The sequence below is a fragment of the Bifidobacterium sp. ESL0763 genome, from assembly GCF_029433395.1.
Taxonomy (GTDB): domain Bacteria; phylum Actinomycetota; class Actinomycetes; order Actinomycetales; family Bifidobacteriaceae; genus Bifidobacterium.
Genome location: NZ_JAQTHW010000002.1, coordinates 616,075 through 634,379, shown reverse-complemented (window position 1 = coordinate 634,379; position 18,305 = coordinate 616,075). Strand labels below are relative to the sequence as shown.

Sequence of the window (18,305 nt, the reverse complement as noted above, 5' to 3'; positions counted from 1 at the left end):
TGTTCCTAACTGCTTACCGCTCAGCGCAGGGCGACCGAGGGGATGAAGAGGTTGCCGAGCGTGGCGGCCATGATGGCCTTGATGCCGTGCTTGCGGTTCTCGCCCTCTTCGAAGGCACGATTGTATTCACTGCGGAATACTTCGTCGGTGACTTCCATCTCCTTGATGCCGTACTTCTCGTAGACGTCCTCGCCATAGGTGGTGTTGGTGTCGTGGAAGGCGGGCAGGCAGTGCAGGAAGATGAGCTGGTCGGACGGGGTGCCCGTCTTCTTCATCAGCTCCATGTTGACCTGGTAGGGCTTGAGCAGGTTGACGCGCTCTTCCCAATTCTTCTCGCCCATCGAGACCCACACGTCGGTGTAGATGATGTTGGAGCCCTTGGCGCCCTTGTCGATGTCATCGGTGATGAGGATCTCGGAGCCGCTGGTCTCGGCGTTCTTCTTGGCGATCGCCACGTGCTTCTCGGAGGGGTTGAGCGACTTCGGGGTGACGATGTGGATGTTCATGCCCACCATGGTGCAGGCCACGAGCAAGGAGTTCGCCACGTTGTTGCGGCCGTCACCCATGTAGGTCAGCGTCAGGCCCTTGAGATAGCCGAAGTTCTCCTTGACGGTCATCAGGTCCGGGATGGTCTGGGTGGGGTGCCACTCGTCGGTCAGGCCGTTCCACACCGGGACGCCCGAGAACTTGGCGAGGCCCTCGACGGTGGACTGCTTGAAGCCACGGAACTCGATGCCATCGAACATGGAGCCGAGGATGCGCGCGGTGTCCTCCACGCTCTCCTTGTTGCCCAGGTGGATGTCGTCGACGCCCATGTAATCCGGGTGGGCGCCCAGCTCGACCGCGCTGGTCACGAAGGAGGAACGGGTCCTGGTGGAGCCCTTCTCGAAGATCAGGGCGATGTTCTTGCCCTCGAGGTAGCGGTGGGGGATGTTGTGCTTGCGCAGATACTTGAGATGCAGGCCGAAATCGATCAGGTACTCCATCTCGGCGGGGGTCATCGACGTCTCAGCGAGAATGCTGCGTCCCTGGAAGACATTCTCTTCCTTACCAAGAAACTCTTTTGCCATTTAATTACCTCTTGTTTGTTACCGATTGCATACCGTGTTGTATGCAATCTAAAAAGACAGTTTACAACACAGTACGCGAAAAAATGCCGGTCAACTCATGACCATAGCCCGGATGGCCGGGAGACCGGACGAAATCTTGCGGAATCGCCTGGTCACTCCCCCACCCCGGCCGGAGGACGGGCGGCCTTTGACGGCCATCCGGGCGTGCCTCCGGCGGAGTATACGCTAGCGGATCAGAGATCCTCGCGCACGATCGGCATGGACATGCAGCGCGGGCCGCCGCGGCCACGGGAGAGCTCGCTGGAGATGACCTCGTGGACCTTGATGCCGTGCTTGCGCAGCGCCTCGTTGGAGACGTAGTTGCGGTCGTAGGTGACGACCTCGCCGGGCGCGATGGCGAGCGTGTTGGAACCATCGTTCCACTGCTCGCGGGGCGCGATGACGGGATCGGCGTTGCCGGTCGGGATCAGGTCGAGCTCGGACTGGTGCAGGTTCTCCTTGAGGACCTCGACCAGGTCGGTGCGGTGCTCGCTGGTGATCTCGCCATCCTTGCCGGGGTGCAGGATCCACATGTCGATCTTGCCGCCGTCGAGGATCTCCGGGTGCACAGTGAACTGGTTGTAGTTGATCATCGTGAAGACGGTGTCGAGGTGCATCATCGCATGGTTGTGGGGGATCTTGATGCCGATGACGGTGTCACGGTCGGAATCCTTGAACAGGTTGCGGGCGATGTCCTCCAGCGCGTCCGCGGAGGTGCGCTGGGAGATGCCGATGGCCATCACGCGGTCGCTGAGCACCAGCTCGTCGCCGCCTTCGATGCGGGTGGAGTGGTTGCGGTCGCGCCACACGTGCAGGCCCTTGTCGGCGAAGCGCGGGTTGTGCTTGATGATGTACTCCATGAACATCGACTCGCGCTGGCGGGCGGCGAAGGTCATGTGGTTGATCGACAGGCCGTTGCCGATGGCGGCCGCGGGATCGCGGGTGAAGTACAGGTTCGGCATCGGGTCCATGAGGAAGGGATAGTCCGCGTCCTCGGAGAGCAGGCGAAGGTCGGCGAAGTTCAGGTCGATGTCCGACTTGCGCACGCCTTCCATGACGGTGGTGACCATCTTGGCGGGATCCATGCTGCCCAGGTAGTCCTTGAGGGCCTCATAGGTCAGGCCGCGGTTGAAGCCGGACTCCTGGACCATGCGGTCGATGAACTCGGAGCGCACGGCGTCGTCCTTGAGGGCGTCGGCTGCGAGGTCGTCGAGGTAGAGGACCTCGGTGCCATTGTCGCGAAGGGTCTGCGCGAAGAAATCGTGCTCCTTCTGGGCGATGGGAAGATAGGGGATGTCATCGAAGAGCAGACGCGGCATGGTGTCCGGCGTCAGGTTCTCGATCTCACGACCCGGACGCTTCAGGATGACGGCCTTCAGCTTGCCGATTTCCGAGTTGTTGTGAATGGGGGTTTCGTATCCATAATCGGGGACAGAATCCTGTCTACCTGTCATAAAATCAATCCTCCTCAACTGATTTCATATGTTGTTTGGACGACTTAAATATAACGACTCGGGTGACCAACGTCAATCATTGACGTGAAATGGTTGGAATGACGCCGTTTCGCGGCGTTTTGCGGAATATTGTACGTCAAAAATCATCGAAACTCGACTTGACGTACTCAAGTCCCGAACGGCTGGTTCTCGGTTTCGAGGGAGCCGAAAACGGGAAATCGACGTTTTGGCGAAAGTCGCCGCGCCCTACGCCTTTTGCCTTCGATTGCATACAGTATTCTCAGCGAAAATTCCCATCCGGTTGTCAATAACCGACGCACTCCCCTAAGATGGAGCGTGCTTTAGGAAAGGAGCCATGAGATGGCGGAAACGACATTGGACGTACGCACGACGGCGCAGCTGGACCCCAGGGAAGTGGTCGACATCATGCGCGAACGCGTGAAGGTGTTCGTGGTGGAGCAGACCTGCTATTACCAGGAGGTCGACGACAAGGACGACGAGGCGGTGCATGTGATGCTGCGCGAAAACGGCGAGATGGTGGGCTATACGCGCGTCATCCCCCACGACGACGGCGAGCACATCAGCTTCGGGCGCGTGCTGGTGCCCAAGCAGTACCGCGGCAACGGCTACGGCAGGCAGGTCGTCAAGGCGACGATCGACTGGATCCACGCCAACCGCAAGGGAGAGTCCATCAAGATCCAGGCGCAGAACTATCTGCGTCCCTTCTACGAGTCGCTTGGCTTCAAGGCCGTCTCGGACGTCTATCTGGAGGACAACATCCCACATCTTGACATGGTGATGGACTGACCGGAAGACGATATGAATGGATTGTATACAATTGGACTTTCCATTTGGTCGCTATTTCATCCGTTGGCTGAATCCCCAAATGGCAGTAAGGACAATGCTTTACCGATTGATCAAAATGGAGCGTTCGGAGTGGTATGCAATCCTCATAACCCTCACCATGTATCACAAGGAACAAATGGCTAGTCGCTGTATAAAGACGACTTTCGGGTAATCGCAGCCACTATTTCACATTTTCTTCACAAATACCTGTGGGGCCTGGCCTCCGGTCATCATCCGGAAGCCAGGCCCCACTCGTTGTGCCGCCCGCAAGGCGGGCGAAAAGCCTTATTTCCTCTGCCTTGGCTCCTTGGAGGCGATGTCGAGAAGCCACTTGGAACGGTGCACCGCTGCCTCTTCGCTGGCGCAGATGAGCAGCAGCGTGTCGTCGCCGGCCAGGGTGCCCAGCAGGTTGTCGATCTCCTGCTTGTCCATGACCGTGGCGAGGTACTGCGCCGCGCCGTCGATGGTGTGCACCACCACGATGTTGCCCGCGCAGGCCACGGAGACGATGAGCGTGGAGAAGCCGCGCGAGAGCTGGTGCTCGATCTTCTCGGCCTCCATGCCGTCCTGGTCCTGCATCCGCCCGACGCGGTAGGCCATGTGCCCGTTGCGCAGGCGCACCTTGACGGCGCACAGCTCGTCGAGGTCGCGGCTCAGCGTGGCCTGGGTGACCTTGAAGCCCTTGCCGAGGAGCATCTTGGAGAGCATGGACTGCGATTCGACCACATTGTGGGTGAGGATGCTCTCGATGGCGACCAGACGGGCGGCCCTGGTGGGCGGCCGGTGCATGTAGTCGCGGACCTGCCCGTCGGACTTGCCATTCGAGGCATGGTTCGAGGCATGCGCGGCCTCCTGCACCTCGCTGCCATCTCCCCCGTGCACGTCATCCTCGATGTGGTCCACCATGCCGACCTTCCCTACGCAAGATGGCAAGCCCCCTTCGACTTGCCATCGTCATCCGATGTTCAATACCAAGCATAAACGCCGCCTACGGGTGAAACCGCAGGCAAACGCCCTACATCATACACCTTCTCACAGGCCCGGGAACCACAACCCGAGGGGGATGCCACCCGCGAGGCCCGCCATGATCTGGCTGAGCAGCTTGCGTTCCAGGTCTTCGACCGAGATGCCGTGCATCATCAGCCAGACCTCCACCGCCACGCTCAGCAGGCTCAGCACGATGCCCGCGATGGCGAAGCCAATGCCCCTCATGTGGAACCTGCGCGCACGCCAGATGCCGATGACGCCCAGGACCAGTGAGATGACGGGAATGAGGAAGGCGAAGACGAACGAGAGGATCGACATCGAGTCCCAATGGCCGAGCAGCGGATTCTGCTCCGGATCGTTGAGGTCGATGCCGTGGCGCATGTCGCGCTGACGGCCTTCGTCACGGCTTTGCGGCCTGGCGCCGTCACCGAAGACCGCGCGGTCGAAGTTGGAGCGCTTCCCCTTGCCGCCCTTGCCTTTATCCTTGTCCTTGGATTTTGGGTCGTCGGGCCTGCCGTAGACGTAGGGGTCGTAGTCCGCCGGGAACTGGCTGGCCAGGGCGCCGTATTCGGGCAGCTTGATGGCGCCATACTCGGGCTGTTGGGAGCGGAGCGCGGAAGCGTCGGCCAGGCCATCGGCAAGGCCCGGCGTGCTGGGCACGACCTGCTGGCCGGGCTGGCCCTTCGGGCCCAGTTGGGCCGGCTGGCTGGGCTGACCGTGCTGGCCGGACTGGCCAAACGTCGTCGGCTGACCGAACTGACCGGGCTGAGCCGGCTGGCCGGGCTGGGACTGCGGGTTCCACTGGCCCTGCGGGCCGGCGGAACCTGCCGGCTGATACTGGTTCTGCGCTTCGCTCATGATCTTCCTTGTCTCTTGTGCCCGCTCAGGCGCGCAGCTGCGCGCCCAACTTCGCGGCGGCCTCGACGATCGTCTTGCGGATGGCCTCTGAGTCCTCGCCGGTCAGCGTCTTGTCGGCGCTGCGGAACGTGACCGCATAGGCCAGCGACTTCCTGTGCTCGCCGAGTTTCTCGCTGGAGAAGACGTCGAAGAGCTCGATGGACTCGAGGTTGGCACCGGCGGCCTGCTCGATCACGCGTTGCAGCTGGGCGGCGGTGACCGACTCGTCGACGGTGAAGGCCAGGTCCTGCTTGACGGGCGGGAAGGTGGCGATCGGCTTGGCCTGCACCGGCTTGCCGCTCAGCGTGGCGAAGACGTCGGTGAGATCGAGCTCGAAGGCGGCGCTGTGCTCGGGGAAACCGAGCGCGGCGTTGACGTGCGGATGCAGCTCGCCGACCATGCCAACGCATTTGCCGTCGGCCATGACCTTCGCGGCTCGGCCCGGATGCCACTGCGCGGGCATGTCGTCGGCCTTGGGCTGCTCGAGGGTGACCTCGGCACCGAGCCTGGAGGCCACGCGGTTCATCGCCTCGACGGCGTCGCTCCAGTCGACGTCGCGCCCCTCGCCCATCCAGCCGGGTTCGAGCGCCTTGCCGGTGAGGATGCCGGCGACGTGCAGCGGCTGGTCAGGCAGGCCGGCGTCGAGCGCCTTGAGCTGCTCATCGGTCGGCTTTTGACCGCCGGGCAGGGCCGGGATGGCCGGGGCGTTCGGATCCCACAGGTAGACGTGGCCGATCTCGTAGAGCGAGACGTTCTCCAGGCCGCGGCGGATGTTGCGCTGCACGGTCTGCGCCAGCGTCGGCAGAACGGAGCGGCGCAGGTAGGGGCGGTCGCCGGCCAGCGGGTTGGCGACCTCGACGCTCACCGGCTCGATCTCATCCGGGTCGTAGGCGAAGGCCTTGAAGTCGGCCGGGCCCACGAACGGGTAGCTCAGCGTCTCCACCATGCCGTATTCGGCCAGCTCGTTGGCGACCTGGCGCTGGTGGAGCTGGTCCTGGGTGAGGCCGACGGCCCCGTCGACCGGGGCGGGGGGCATGGTGACCGGAATCTCGTCGTAGCCGACCAGACGGGCCACCTCCTCCACGAGGTCGCAGGGCATGGTGATGTCAGGACGCCAGGTGGGCGGCACCACGCGGACGTGGCCCGGCTCCTGGCCGTCGCTGACCTCGCAGCCGATGTCGGCGAGGATCTCGCGGATGCGCTCGTCGCCGATGTCGAGGCCGGTGAGGCGCTTGGTCTCGGTGAGCTTGAAGTCGATGGCCTCGCGCGGCTTGGTGGTGTCGACGTCGACCGGGGTGGCCGAGGGCTCGCCGTTGCCGTACTTGGCCATCAGGTCGGCGGCCAGCTGGGCGGCCGCGGGCTGCAAGCGATAATCCACGCCGCGCTCGTAGCGCTTGGACGCCTCGGAAGGGGTCTTGTGGCGGCGGGCCGAACGGGCGATGGTGACCTGGTCGAAGTGTGCGGACTCCAGCAGGATGTTCTTGGTGTCGGCGGTGACCTCGCCGTAGAGGCCGCCCATCACGCCGGCCAGGCCGAGGATGCGCGAGCTGCGCCTGCCCTCGGGCGAGTCGGTGATGAGCAGGTCCTCGACGCTCAGCTCGTGCTTCTTGCCGTCGAGCGTGGTGAGGGTCTCCCCCGGCTTCGCGCGGCGCACGACGATGGGGCCCTCGATCTTGTCGAGGTCGTAGGCGTGCATCGGCTGGCCCAGGTCCATCATCACGTAGTTGGTGACGTCGACGGCCAGGGAAATCGAACGCATGCCGGCGCGCACCAGGCGGCGGCGCATCCAGTTGGGTGTTTTGGCCGAAGGGTCGAAATCGCGCACGGTGCGGGCGTAGTAGCGGTCGCAGCCGGGAACGCCGTGGATGGGGTTGTCGTCCTCGATCTCGACGGCGATGTCGCCCTCGCCGCTGGCCTTGGGCTTCGGGGTCTCGGCGTCGAGCGCGACGACCGGGTCGGTGTAGGCGGCGCCGGTGGAATGGTGGTACTCGCGCGCCACGCCACGGTAGGAGAGGGTGTAGCCGCGGTCGGGGGTGATGTTGATCTCGAGCAGCGGTTGGTCGAGATGCAGCAGGTGCATCAGGTCGTCGCCTGGCTTGAGGCTGTCGACCACGTCCTTGTCGAGGCCGTAGTGGTCGAGCAGGATGATGCCGTCGTAGGAGTCGCCCAGGCCCAGCTCACGCTCCGAGGCGCACATGCCGTTGGAGATGTGGCCATAGGTCTTGCGCGGCTCGATCCTGAAATCACCGGGCAGCACGGCGCCGGGCAGGGTGACGACGACCCTCTCGTCGGCGGCCATGTTGGGCGCGCCGCAGATGATGCCACGCGGCACCTTGTTGCCGTCCTCGTCGGTGTCGTTGTATTGATCGCCGACGTCGACGTGGCACCAGTTAATGACCTTGCCGTTCTTCTGCGGCTCGGGCGTGCAGTCGACGACGTAGCCGACCACGATCGGGCCGGTGACCTGGGAGGCGTGGATCTGCTCCTCCTCGAGGCCGACGTGGACCAGGTCCTTGGCAAGCTGCTCATACGTGAGACCGGCCGGAACCTCGACATGCTCCTTGAGCCAGTCAATATCTACCATTGGCATTGTTGGTTCACTCCCCCATCACAAACTGTTTGCTGAAACGCACGTCGCCCTCGACGAGGTCGTGCATGTCGTTGATGTCGTGGCGCAGCAGCAGCGTGCGCTCCATGCCCACGCCGAACGCGAAGCCGGTGTAGACGTCCGGGTCGAGGCCCGCGGACTTCAGGACGTTCGGGTTGACCATGCCGCAGCCGCCCCATTCGATCCAGCCGGGGCCGCCCTTCTTGTCGGGGAACCACAGGTCGAGCTCGGCGCTGGGCTCGGTGAACGGGAAGTAGCTCGGGCGCAGGCGGCTCTTGGCCTCCGGGCCGAACATCGCGACGGCGAGCTTGTCGAGCACGCCTTTGAGGTCGCCCATCGTCAGGCCCTTGTCGACGGCCAGCGCCTCGCACTGGTGGAAGACGGGGGTGTGGGTGGCGTCGAGCTCGTCGGTGCGGAAGACGCGGCCGGGCGAGGCGATGTAGAGCGGCACGCCGCGTCCGATCAGCGCGCGCACCTGGTCGGAGGAAGTCTGCGTGCGCAGCACCATGTTGGAGCCGACGAACCCGGCGGCGTCCTTGGCCTGGTTGCCCTTGACGTAGAAGGTGTCCTGCATCTGACGGGCGGGATGGTCGGGGCCGAAGTTCAGGGCGTCGAAGTCGTACCATTCGGTCTCCACCTCGGGGCCGGTGGAGATCTGCCAGCCCATGGAGACGAAGAGGTCCTCGACGTCCTCCATCAGCTTGGGCAGCGGGTGGCGGGCGCCCAGCGGCTTGCGGTTGACCGGCAGGGTCATGTCGACGGTCTCGTCGGCGAGCTTACGGGCTTCCTCGGCGGCCTTGACCTCCTGCTCCTTCAGACCGAACGCACGGCCGAAGTCGGCGCGCAGCTTGCCCATGAGCTGGCCGGCGCCCTTCTTCTCCTCCTTCGGCAATCCACCGATGGAACGGCTCGCCTGCGTCATCGCTGAGTTCGCTCCGGCGTACTGCGTCCTGATGGCTTTGAGCTCCTCCATCGTGGAGGCGTCCTTGATTTTCGAGATGCCCTCGTTGACCGCGTCGGTCACCGCTCCGGCATCGAATGCCGCACTCTGTGCCACGAGTACCCTTTCCTTCAATTTTCCTTGACCCAAAAACTTGGGGAAACGCCTTGCACCGACCGTGTCAAACACGCGAAAATACAAGCGTTCGCAACCTTTTCATTCTCCCAATATGACTCGACATAACGACCCCTTGACCACAAGGCTCGCACCGGCCGATCGGGGAGGCGAACGGCGGCGCCATCACCGCCCGCCGTCAGCCCTCGCGCACATGGCCGGCCATCGCCAGGCTCATGAGCATCACCGAGGTGCTCGTAGCCAGGTTCAGCGACTCCGCCTTGCCATAAAGCGGTATCGAGACGATGCGATCCACGCGTTTCAGCACCTCGCCGGGCAGGCCGCGGGCCTCGTTGCCGAACAGGATCGCGCGACCGGCGCTTTCATCGGTCCTGCCGACCCTGTCCCGCTCCCCGTCGAGCACGTCGACCAGAGACTCCGGCCTGGCCTTCTCGGTGCCGTAGACGTCGGCCGCCATGACCGCAAGGCCCTTGCCCGCCCTCCATGCGAAGAACTCGTCGGTGCCCATGGTGACCACGGGCAGGTGGAAGAGCGAGCCGGCCGTGGAGCGGATGACCTTGGGATTGAAGCGGTCGACGCAGTCGTCGACGAAGATGACGGCGCGGCACCCGGCAGCGTCGGCCGAGCGGATCACCGTGCCGGCGTTGCCCGGGTCACGCACCTGCCAGAACGCGGCGTAGGTCTCGCCGCCCCGCTCCCCCTGCCCGTCGAAGTCGTGGCGCATGCCCTCGCGCATGGCCTCGAGGTCGCCGACGGCGAGGATGCCCTGCGAGTCGGCGCTGATATGGCGCATGACCTCGCCGGTGACCTGATGAACGTAAAGCCCCTGCCCGTCGGCGTCGCGCGCGATGCGGTCGACCACCGGCGAAAGCAATCCTTGGCCACGATCGTCGAGCTGCGCGTAGCAGTCCCGGACCACCCCGGGCATCCAGCGCACCAGCTCGCGCACGGACTGCGGCCCCTCGACGAGGAACCGGCCGGCGCGCTTGCGCCCCTTGGAGCGCTGGAGGCCGGCCACGTGCCGGATGCGCTCGGATTTCGGATTGTCGATGATATGCGGATTGAAAGGCATAGCCCATATTCTACGCGACCCGCCCGCGTCATCGCCGTCGGGGCGTCAGCCGCCGAAGAAGGCGAAGGTGCCGGCCAGCAGGGAGACGGACAGGGAAAGCGCGGGGACGAGCAGGCACGCCACGAGGAACGCCCAATCACGGGGGCGCACGCGGCTGACGCGGGCGTGGGTACGCGGCGCGTCGGAGCCGAAGCCGCGCGCCTCCATCGCCGTGGCCAGCATGGTGGAGCGGCGGATGGAGAGGACCAGCAGGGCGAAGGTCTGCGGGAAGAACGCCTTCACGCGGTTCTCGTCGCCCAGGCCACGCGAGCGGCGCGAGGCGGTGAGCGCGGCCCAGTCGTCGCGCAGCACCGAGAAGAGGCGCATGCCGGCCAGGCCGCCGTAGACGAAGCGGTCGGGCAGGTGGAGGATCTGGCTGAAGGAGTCGGCCAGGTCGGTGGCGTCGATGCCGATGACGGCGATGATGGCAGGGACGCCGATGGCGAGCACACGCAGGGCCGTCGCCAGGGCGAGCAGCAGCGAGCGGTCGGTGACGGTCATCAGCCCCCAGTGCCACCAGAGGGTGCCGCCCTCCTTGCCGTAGAGCACCACGGCGAGCGCCGAGCCGGGCGCGCCGACGAACACCGGCCATGTGGAGCGCACCACGCGCCAGGGCGAGATGCCCAGCAGCGCCAGCAGCAGGAATTCCAAGGCCAGGGCGACGCCGGCGGACACCCAATCGAGGCTCAGCAACAGGGGCAGGGCCACCAGCAGGCCGCCGATGAAGCGGAACGAGGGGTTGAGCGTGGCCAGCCACGGCGAGGCGCTCGAGGGGCGCCGGGCCTCCTGCCGCCGGTCGATGGCGCTGACCCCGATGGTCTGGCCGGGATGGCGGGAGCGGTTTTGCTTGGACTGCCGGTTGACTGGAGCATCGTCGACACGGCCGGCATCATCCGCATCATTCACATCGTCGGCACCGTCAGTGGCATGGACGCCATCATCGACGGAGACGGGACCATCGGCGGTTTCGGTATTTTCGACGACGTCGGTGTCGCGGTCGGCATCTCGGAGATTATCAATGTCATCGACAGTGTCGAAGGTACCGGTGCCACCATTGCGTTCAGGGCCATCGCTACCCCCGTCGCCTTCGGCACGCAGCTCGATGACGCGGGCTTTCAGGGCCCGCACGAGGTCGCGGTCGTGGGTGACGACGATGACGCATATCCCCTGGCCGCGCAGCCCGGCGATCAGCTCCACCATCTGCAGCCAGGTCCGCCGGTCCTGGCCGAAGGTGGGCTCGTCGAGGATGAGCACCCGCGGGGCGGACGCGAGCGCCGAGGCGACGGTCAGGCGACGTTTCTCGCCGCCGGAAAGCGTGTAGGGGTTGACGCCGGCATAGCGCCTCAATCCGAAGCGTTCGAGCAGATCATTTGCCCTCGCCTGGGCCTCCTCCTCCGGGATTCCGGCCTTGAGCGGGCCGAGCATGACCTCGTCGAGCACCGTGCCGCGGGCGAACTGGTGCTCGGGGTTCTGGAAGACATAGGATATGCGGCTGGCCAGCTTGGACGACGGCCAGGCGATCGGCGAGCTGCCCTCCACGCCCCGGCACAGGGATTCGCCGGCGACGACCTCGCCGCAGACCGGGGCGAGCAGGCCCGCCAGCGTGAGCGAGAGGGTGGATTTGCCTGCCCCGTTGCGGCCGACCAGCGCCGTGATCTCGCCGGCGTGGAATTCGAGGTCTATGCCACTGGCGATCGCCTTGCTCGCGCGGCCGATGGACAGCCGTCGCGTGGAGAGCACTGTGGGCTTGGAATCTTCGGAATGACCGGGGTCGGGTTCCGGCTCCAAGGCAGGGAATCTGGCCGACTTTCGCGCATGCCGCCTGTAGCGTTTGGGCACCCAGACGCCCAGCTCGTCGAAGTCGATGGAGGGATCGGCGAACACCTCTTCCGGCGCGCCGTCCGCCTCGATGCGCGCGGCGCCATCGCCATCGCGGCGTCCCAGCAGGACCACGCGGTCGATCAGGTCGATCCATTCGTCGACGCGGTGCTCCACCAGGATCATGGTGGAATGGTTGCGCTCCAGCACCTGTCCGACGGCGCCGACGATCTGGCCGACGCCAACCGGATCGAGGTTCGCGGTGGGTTCGTCGAGCAGCAACACCCCCGGATTCATGGCGAGCGCGCCGGCCAACGCCAGTCGCTGCAGCTGTCCGCCGCTCAGATGGGTCACCATGCGGTGCAATTGCAGCCCACCGAGGCCCACCTCGCCCAGGGCGCGGCGCACGCACGGCCAGATGCGCTCCGGGGGCATGGCCATGTTCTCCGGGCCGAAGGCCACATTGTCGCCCAGGCGTTCGAAGACGGCCTGCGCGTCCGGGTCCTGCAGCACGAGGCCGACCTCGCCGCGCGCCTGGCGCACGGGGACGCCACCGATCAGGATGCGTCCGGCGCCCACGCCCCCGTCCTCGTCCTCATAGGCCCCGGCAGTCTCGCCGTCGGCGGCATCGGTGGTGTTAACGCCAGTGCCGATCAGCCCGGCCGTGGCCTCCAGCAGGGTCGACTTGCCGATGCCGGAGGCACCCAGCAGCAGCACGCGCTGTCCAGCCGCGATGTCCAAATCGAGTCCGGAGAGCGTGAACTGTTCGCGCGAGGCATGGCGGTAGCCCCAGCCCTCGAACCGCACGGATCGCGGCACGCTGCCGCCGGGGCGCGCGTCCCCTGGCCCGGCCGTCACGCCGCGTGCGGGTGCTGTGGACTGCATCCGACCCCCTGTATCCTCATCGCCCAATGTCAATGGTCATGCTACCCACAAGGCTAGGCGTTGCGCACGTGGCCCGAGGCGAAACGGTCGAGCGCGCCGGTTTTGGCGATGGCGAGATAGAGCAGCCACATCAGCGCGCCGGCCACGACGACGCCCGAGACGACGGTGGTGGCGAAATAGACGGGACCGTAGGCCGAGGTGGGCCTCATGACCACCAGTCGCTTCACGAAGCTATAGGCCCAGCAGCCCAGGCCCGAGCACGCGCCGGAGAGCATCGTGACCCCGAGGTTCCACTTGCGGTAGCGGAAGGCCGCGAACACCAGCTCGGCGAGCAGGCCCTGCACCAGGGCGATGAGCACCGTCTCGACGCCGCCCCACTGGTTGCCGAACAGGGCCTCGAGCACGGCGGCCACGATCTCGGCGAAGACCGCGGCGCCCGGCTTGCGCACGATGACGGAGGCCAGCGGCCCGGCGAAGAGCCAGAGACCGTTGAGGATGCCGGCCAGGCCAGGGACGATCGCGTCGATCAGGGACCAAGGCGCCGCGGTGAGGATGGCGGCGAGCCAGTAGACCAGGGAGCTCGCCACGCCGATCGCGGCGGCGACGACGATGTCGACCACGCGCCAGCGCAGGGAATGCGGTTGCGCGAGCGCCTCGGCAAATGCTGGTGACGACGTTGGATTCGAATTCGATATGTTCGACATGATGATTGTGCCTTTCGTAGTGCGCACCGCCGATCGGCGCGCTTTCAAGGCACGGGAAAGAGAGACGTCCGTTCGCCGGCATTGTCCGGACTCACGTTCATTCGGTCGAGGAAACCCTCATCTCAGCCAACCGCCCATCCAGGCGATCAGCCCCCGTGTCAATTCGCCATCCTAGAGCGATCCCTTGTCATGGGTGATGGCGGCAACCGGGGCGCGTGGCGCGGGAATGTGTGATGTTTAGGCACCCTCAAGGCCGGTAGGCCAAGCTTTATGCCTAAACATCACACATTCCCGCGCCACGCTTACTGTTTGGGGGATCTGACTGACAAGGGTGGCGGGAGGTGGCTCAGTAGCGGATGGCCGTCGCTTCGCCGTTGCTTCGCTCGGCGTCCAATCAGCAGAGCACTGGCATCCGAACACTTAGATTTCGGCGACAGCTATCCGACCACCAATATCGAGACACCCACGCTTCGTCGCGGAGTCACCCAAGCACCAACGCCTATAGCTCGTCGCCAACATCGACGACACTTCGCTACGGTCAGAATCCCCTAATAGCATCCAGCCACCACACGCCTCGCCAATGAAACCTCTCCACAACAAGCATTCGACCGCAACAGCATCCAGCTCGCCCATCCCCACCGAATCGCCTTCACACACCAGAATCCGATCCAACCTGCGGCAGCTATCCGCTCCCCCACCACACCGACCCTGATCCATTCTCATCAGTGAGGTCACAGGCAATTACATGCCTCAAACATGAGTGATGGCGCAGATATGCGATGTTTAGACATAAAGCTTGGCCTATGCAAAATCAGAGATTTTGCCTTCGCGCTCGATACATCGCGCTCACTTCGTCTACGTGGAGCCCACTGGGCTCCACGCTTAACGACTCAGCCAGTAAGCGTGTCTCAACATCGCATATCTGCGCCACCACGTCAACCATCAAAAGCGGTCGGTAATATCCCCTACTTGCCCAGTTTGTCAAGGATCAGGGCTTCGGTGACCACATTGTTCTTGAGGCTGCGCAAGTCGATCGACTCGTTGGGGCTGTGGGCGTTGGCCTTCGGGTCCTCGGGGCCGGTGACGAGCACCTGGGCGGAGGGGAAGAGGCGCTGCAGTTCGGGGATGAACGGGATCGACCCGCCCTCGCCCTTGTTGACCGGGTCGACGCCGAACGCCTCACGCATCGAGGCCATCGCGTCGCGGGTCGCCTCGGCGTCCGGGTCCATGCTCCATCCCATGCCGGTATCGAGCGTGGAGACGGAAACCTCGGCGCCGAACGGAGCATGGGTTGTCAGGAAGTCGGTCACGGCCTTGGCCGCGTCCTCGGGGCGCTGGCCGGGCGCGGTGCGGATGGACAGGCGGAAACGGGTCTCGTTGGCGATGACGTTGAACGAACCGTCGACGGGATGGGCATCGAAACCGATGACCGAGATGCTGGGCTTGGTCCACAGCCTCGAAGCCAACGAACCGGAGCCGGCGAGACGGTAGGAATCGACCACTGAAGCATCAGCCCGGAAGCCGGCCTCGTCGAGATCGCGCTGGAGTCCGCCCACAGGGTCACCGCCTTGCAGCCCGGGGATATTCAGCGATCCATCCTCGGCATACATCGAGGCGATCAGCATGGACGACAGGGTGTTGGTGTCGAGGATCGGGCCGCCGAACTGGCCGGAGTGCACCGGATGCTCCAGGGCGCGCACGGTGACGTCGAGGTCGGTGTTGCCGCGCAGGCTGGTGGTCAGGCTCGGGATCTCGGCGCTCCAATTGCCGGAGTCGGCCACGATGATGACGTCGGAGTCGAACTGCTCCTTATGCGCCTCGATGAAGGGAATGAAGCTCGGCGAGCCCATCTCCTCCTCGCCTTCGACGAAGACCTTGATGTTGACCTTCAGCTCGTCGCCCAGAGCGCGCAGAGCGCCGGAGTGGATGGCGATGCCGCCGCCGTCGTCGGCCGAGCCGCGGCCGTAGAGCCTGCCGTCCACCTCGGTGGCGACGAAGGGCTCGGTGCTCCACGCGGAAGCGTCGGGCACGGGCTGCACGTCGTGGTGCGCGTAGAGCAGCACCGTCGGCGCGGCCGGGTCCACGATCTTCGAGCCGACGACCTCGTAGGCGCCGGGGGTGCCGTCGGGGTTGGTGGACTGCACCACTTGGGTGTCCACGCCCTCGCCGCGCAGCTCGTCGGCGACGAATTGGGCCGAACGGCGCATGTGCTCGCCGGTGATGCCCTCGGCCGACACCGACCTCATGGCCACCTTGCGGCCCAGCAGGTCGACGATGCGCGCGAAGTCACCGTCCACACGCTCCCTTATCTCTTCCACTCGCGATTGCGCCATGACAAGCTCCTTGTATTCCCTGTATTCCGGTGTCTTCCATTGGTTGCGGACGGCAAATAACCGTACCGGCCAGTCCGCCAAGAGTCTAGTCTTCACCGTAATCTGCAAACATGACATGGAACCCTTTCAGCAAGGATAAGAAGCAGGAACCGGCGCAGAAACCCATCGAGCAATCCGCGCCCAAGGCCGACCCACAGGCGGGCAAGGGACGCCCGACCCCCAAGCGCAAGCAGGCCCAGAGCCGCAACCTGCACCCGCTGGTGCCCAAGGACCGCAAGGCCGACGCCAAGGAGAACAAGCGCCGCATGCGCGCCCGTGAGGACCGCGAGTACGACGCGATGCGCAACGGCGACCTTGCCCACATGCCCAAGTCCGAGCAGATTCCGTGGCGCGTCTACATCCGCGATTACGTCGACGCGCGCTTCAACATCGCCGAGTATTTCATCCCCGTCGTCTTCGGCGCGATGATCCTGGGCATGCTGCTGGCCTTCAAGTGGCCCTCGCTCTACGCGCCCATCATCGGCATCTCCTATGTCTATCTCGTCATCGCCATCATCGACGTGGTGCTGATGTGGCACAAGCTGAAGAAGAAGCTGATCGACAAGTACGGTGAGAAATCCGTGGCCAAGGGCACGCGCTCCTGCTCCTACGCCTGGGGCCGCGCCATCCAGCTGCGTCGCTGGCGCGTGCCGAAGCCCACGTCCAAGAAGCGTGGCAACTGGCCCCGGTGATCCTGGTTCCGCTTTCGGCCGCCCGTGCCCCATCCTCTCGATGGTGGGACACGGGCGGTTTGCATACCGGGCCGGGGTGGACGATGATGGAACCTGGCATGCGTCGCACATGGCATGACGCATGCGCGTTCGGGACGGGGGCACTATGACAGAGCATTTCGATGTCGGCATCATCGGCGGCGGACCGGGGGGCTACAGCGTGGCCCTGCGGGCGGCGCAGCTGGGGCTTTCGGTGGCATTGGTCAACCGCGAGACGAGGCTGGGCGGCACCTGCCTCAACCGCGGCTGCATCCCCTCCAAGGCGCTGATCGGCGCCACCCACGCCATCGCCCGGCTCGGCGACGCTAGGCGCATGGGCATAGACGCCCGTCTCGAGGGCATCGACTTCGGCAGGCTCAACGGGTTCAAGAATGACATGGTCACGGCGATGACCGACGGCCTGGCGGGACTGCTCGACGCCCGTAGCGTCACGGTGTTCCGTGGCGAGGCGAAGGTCGTCGATTCGCACCATATCGTCATCGGCCGCACGCCGGACGACCGAAATGATCCTGGGACCACACGGATCGAGGCCGGCGAGATCGTGGTGGCCACCGGCTCGCGGCCACGACCCCTGCCCGGCATCCCCTTCGCCGGCGCGCTCATCGACTCCACACAGGCGCTCGGGCTCGCCCGCTTCCCGAAATCGGCCGTCGTCATCGGCGCCGGCGCGGTGGCAGTGGAATTCGCCTCGATGTGGCGGCAGGCCGGCGTCGAGGTCACCATGCTCATCCGCCACAACCGCGTGCTCTCCCACAGCCATCGCCGCACGGCCTCCGCACTCACCCGGGCACTGAAGGATGCCGGCATCGCCATCGTCACCGGCAGCCAGGTCACCGGTGTCCAGGCCGGCAATCTGCCTGCGGGACTAATAAACAACGGCGACGAAAATGTTGGTGATGAAGGCAATGGCGACGGCGCCACCGTGGCGAAAACGACCGCCGATCCCCCATCGTCACCGGACGCCCAAGGCGTCACCGTCCGTTACACCTCGCAAGGCGAGGAGCACAAGATCCATGCGGACCTCGCACTGGCCGCCATCGGCCGCGACCCCAACACCGACCAGCCCTGGCTCGCCGACCTGGGTGTGGAGCTCGATGAGAATGGCCTGGTGAAAACCGACGACTACGGACGCACCGGCGTCGAACACGTCTGGGCCCTGGGCGACATCACCGCCGGACCGGCTCTGGCGCACCGGGCCTTCGAGCAGGGCATCGTCATCGCCGAGACGATCGCCGGGCTCGACCCGACGCCCGTCGACGGGGACACCGTGCCCACGGTCGTCTTCTCCACGCCCGAGGCGGCGGGCGTGGGCCTCACCCTCGAACAGGCGCGCGAACGCGACGGCATCGACAACGCCCGCGAGACCGCCTACCCGATGATGGGCAACGCGCGCATACGCATGAGCGGCCTGCCCGGATCCATGTCCATCGTCACCGGCAGGCGCGCCGAGGACCCGGAGACGACGGTGGTGCTGGGCGTGCACATGCTCGCCCCCGACGCCAGCGACCTCATCGCCGAGGCGGAGGAGCTCGTCGGCAACCATGTGCCCCTATCCGAGGCCGCGCGCCTCATCCATCCGCATCCCACCTTCTCCGAGACGCTGGGCGAGGCGCTGCTGCGCGCAGACGGCAGGCCGCTGCACAGCCGGTGAGGCCACAGAGCGGGCGCGGACCCGCGGCCGATCCACGCCGACACCTCGGGCAGGCGC

General features: G+C 65.3%; 13 protein-coding genes and 1 riboswitch. Of the genes, 3 read left to right on the top strand and 10 right to left on the bottom strand.

The genetic code is table 11. The annotated features are described in order from the left end of the window. Positions 1-20: 20 nt before the first annotated feature. Positions 21-1,070 carry an ornithine carbamoyltransferase gene (gene argF, locus PT282_RS03435; protein WP_277168173.1) on the bottom strand — a complete coding sequence of 350 codons (1,050 nt, stop codon included), beginning with the start codon at positions 1,068-1,070 and terminating at the stop codon, positions 21-23. Between the two features lie 233 nt (positions 1,071-1,303). After that, positions 1,304-2,563 (bottom strand): arginine deiminase, encoded by a 1,260-nt coding sequence (gene arcA / locus PT282_RS03430; RefSeq protein ID WP_277168172.1) that lies wholly within the window; start codon positions 2,561-2,563, stop codon positions 1,304-1,306. 360 nt (positions 2,564-2,923) lie between these two features. Between arcA and PT282_RS03425 the strand changes: the two genes are divergently transcribed. Next, entirely contained in the window at positions 2,924-3,370 is a 447-nt protein-coding gene (locus PT282_RS03425; RefSeq protein WP_277168171.1) for a GNAT family N-acetyltransferase, read from the top strand. Between the two features lie 324 nt (positions 3,371-3,694). Here the strand turns inward: PT282_RS03425 and argR are convergent, their stop codons facing one another. From argR to PT282_RS03385, 8 genes are all read right to left on the bottom strand, one after another. Continuing rightward, complete coding sequence (argR, locus tag PT282_RS03420; RefSeq protein ID WP_277168924.1) at positions 3,695-4,198, bottom strand: arginine repressor; 504 nt, start codon at positions 4,196-4,198, stop codon at positions 3,695-3,697. Between the two features lie 243 nt (positions 4,199-4,441). After that, positions 4,442-5,254, bottom strand: coding sequence for a DUF4190 domain-containing protein (locus tag PT282_RS03415; RefSeq protein WP_277168170.1), 813 nt, complete (start codon positions 5,252-5,254; stop codon positions 4,442-4,444). 25 nt (positions 5,255-5,279) lie between these two features. Beyond that, positions 5,280-7,883: a phenylalanine--tRNA ligase subunit beta gene (gene pheT, locus PT282_RS03410; protein ID WP_277168169.1), complete on the bottom strand. Its 2,604-nt coding sequence runs from the start codon at positions 7,881-7,883 to the stop codon at positions 5,280-5,282. 7 nt (positions 7,884-7,890) lie between these two features. After that, complete coding sequence (gene pheS, locus PT282_RS03405) at positions 7,891-8,958, bottom strand: phenylalanine--tRNA ligase subunit alpha (protein WP_277168168.1); 1,068 nt, start codon at positions 8,956-8,958, stop codon at positions 7,891-7,893. Positions 8,959-9,154: 196 nt separating this feature from the next. Then, positions 9,155-10,048: an RNA methyltransferase gene (locus tag PT282_RS03400; RefSeq protein WP_277168167.1), complete on the bottom strand. Its 894-nt coding sequence runs from the start codon at positions 10,046-10,048 to the stop codon at positions 9,155-9,157. Positions 10,049-10,093: 45 nt separating this feature from the next. After that, positions 10,094-12,790, bottom strand: coding sequence for an ATP-binding cassette domain-containing protein (locus PT282_RS03395; protein WP_277168166.1), 2,697 nt, complete (start codon positions 12,788-12,790; stop codon positions 10,094-10,096). Between the two features lie 53 nt (positions 12,791-12,843). Continuing rightward, complete coding sequence (locus tag PT282_RS03390; RefSeq protein WP_277168165.1) at positions 12,844-13,494, bottom strand: ECF transporter S component; 651 nt, start codon at positions 13,492-13,494, stop codon at positions 12,844-12,846. Positions 13,495-13,543: 49 nt separating this feature from the next. Next, a riboswitch (TPP riboswitch) is annotated at positions 13,544-13,661 on the bottom strand. Between the two features lie 798 nt (positions 13,662-14,459). Further along, positions 14,460-15,827 (bottom strand): dipeptidase, encoded by a 1,368-nt coding sequence (locus PT282_RS03385; RefSeq protein WP_277168164.1) that lies wholly within the window; start codon positions 15,825-15,827, stop codon positions 14,460-14,462. 110 nt (positions 15,828-15,937) lie between these two features. Between PT282_RS03385 and PT282_RS03380 the strand changes: the two genes are divergently transcribed. Then, positions 15,938-16,558: a DUF3043 domain-containing protein gene (locus tag PT282_RS03380; protein WP_277168163.1), complete on the top strand. Its 621-nt coding sequence runs from the start codon at positions 15,938-15,940 to the stop codon at positions 16,556-16,558. A 145-nt stretch (positions 16,559-16,703) separates the two neighbouring features. After that, the gene (locus PT282_RS03375; protein ID WP_277168162.1) at positions 16,704-18,248 is read left to right on the top strand and encodes an NAD(P)/FAD-dependent oxidoreductase; all 1,545 of its coding nucleotides are present in this window, start codon (positions 16,704-16,706) and stop codon (positions 18,246-18,248) included. The last annotated feature ends 57 nt before the right edge of the window (positions 18,249-18,305 follow it).

Coding starts and splice junctions, on each gene's coding strand:
- argF (WP_277168173.1), bottom strand. CDS start 1,070: ATGGCAAAAGAGTTTCTTGGTAAGGAAGAGAATGTCTTCCAGGGACGC.
- arcA (WP_277168172.1), bottom strand. CDS start 2,563: ATGACAGGTAGACAGGATTCTGTCCCCGATTATGGATACGAAACCCCC.
- PT282_RS03425 (WP_277168171.1), top strand. CDS start 2,924: ATGGCGGAAACGACATTGGACGTACGCACGACGGCGCAGCTGGACCCC.
- argR (WP_277168924.1), bottom strand. CDS start 4,198: ATGCACCGGCCGCCCACCAGGGCCGCCCGTCTGGTCGCCATCGAGAGC.
- PT282_RS03415 (WP_277168170.1), bottom strand. CDS start 5,254: ATGAGCGAAGCGCAGAACCAGTATCAGCCGGCAGGTTCCGCCGGCCCG.
- pheT (WP_277168169.1), bottom strand. CDS start 7,883: ATGCCAATGGTAGATATTGACTGGCTCAAGGAGCATGTCGAGGTTCCG.
- PT282_RS03400 (WP_277168167.1), bottom strand. CDS start 10,048: ATGCCTTTCAATCCGCATATCATCGACAATCCGAAATCCGAGCGCATC.
- PT282_RS03395 (WP_277168166.1), bottom strand. CDS start 12,790: ATGCAGTCCACAGCACCCGCACGCGGCGTGACGGCCGGGCCAGGGGAC.
- PT282_RS03390 (WP_277168165.1), bottom strand. CDS start 13,494: ATGTCGAACATATCGAATTCGAATCCAACGTCGTCACCAGCATTTGCC.
- PT282_RS03385 (WP_277168164.1), bottom strand. CDS start 15,827: ATGGCGCAATCGCGAGTGGAAGAGATAAGGGAGCGTGTGGACGGTGAC.
- PT282_RS03380 (WP_277168163.1), top strand. CDS start 15,938: ATGACATGGAACCCTTTCAGCAAGGATAAGAAGCAGGAACCGGCGCAG.
- PT282_RS03375 (WP_277168162.1), top strand. CDS start 16,704: ATGACAGAGCATTTCGATGTCGGCATCATCGGCGGCGGACCGGGGGGC.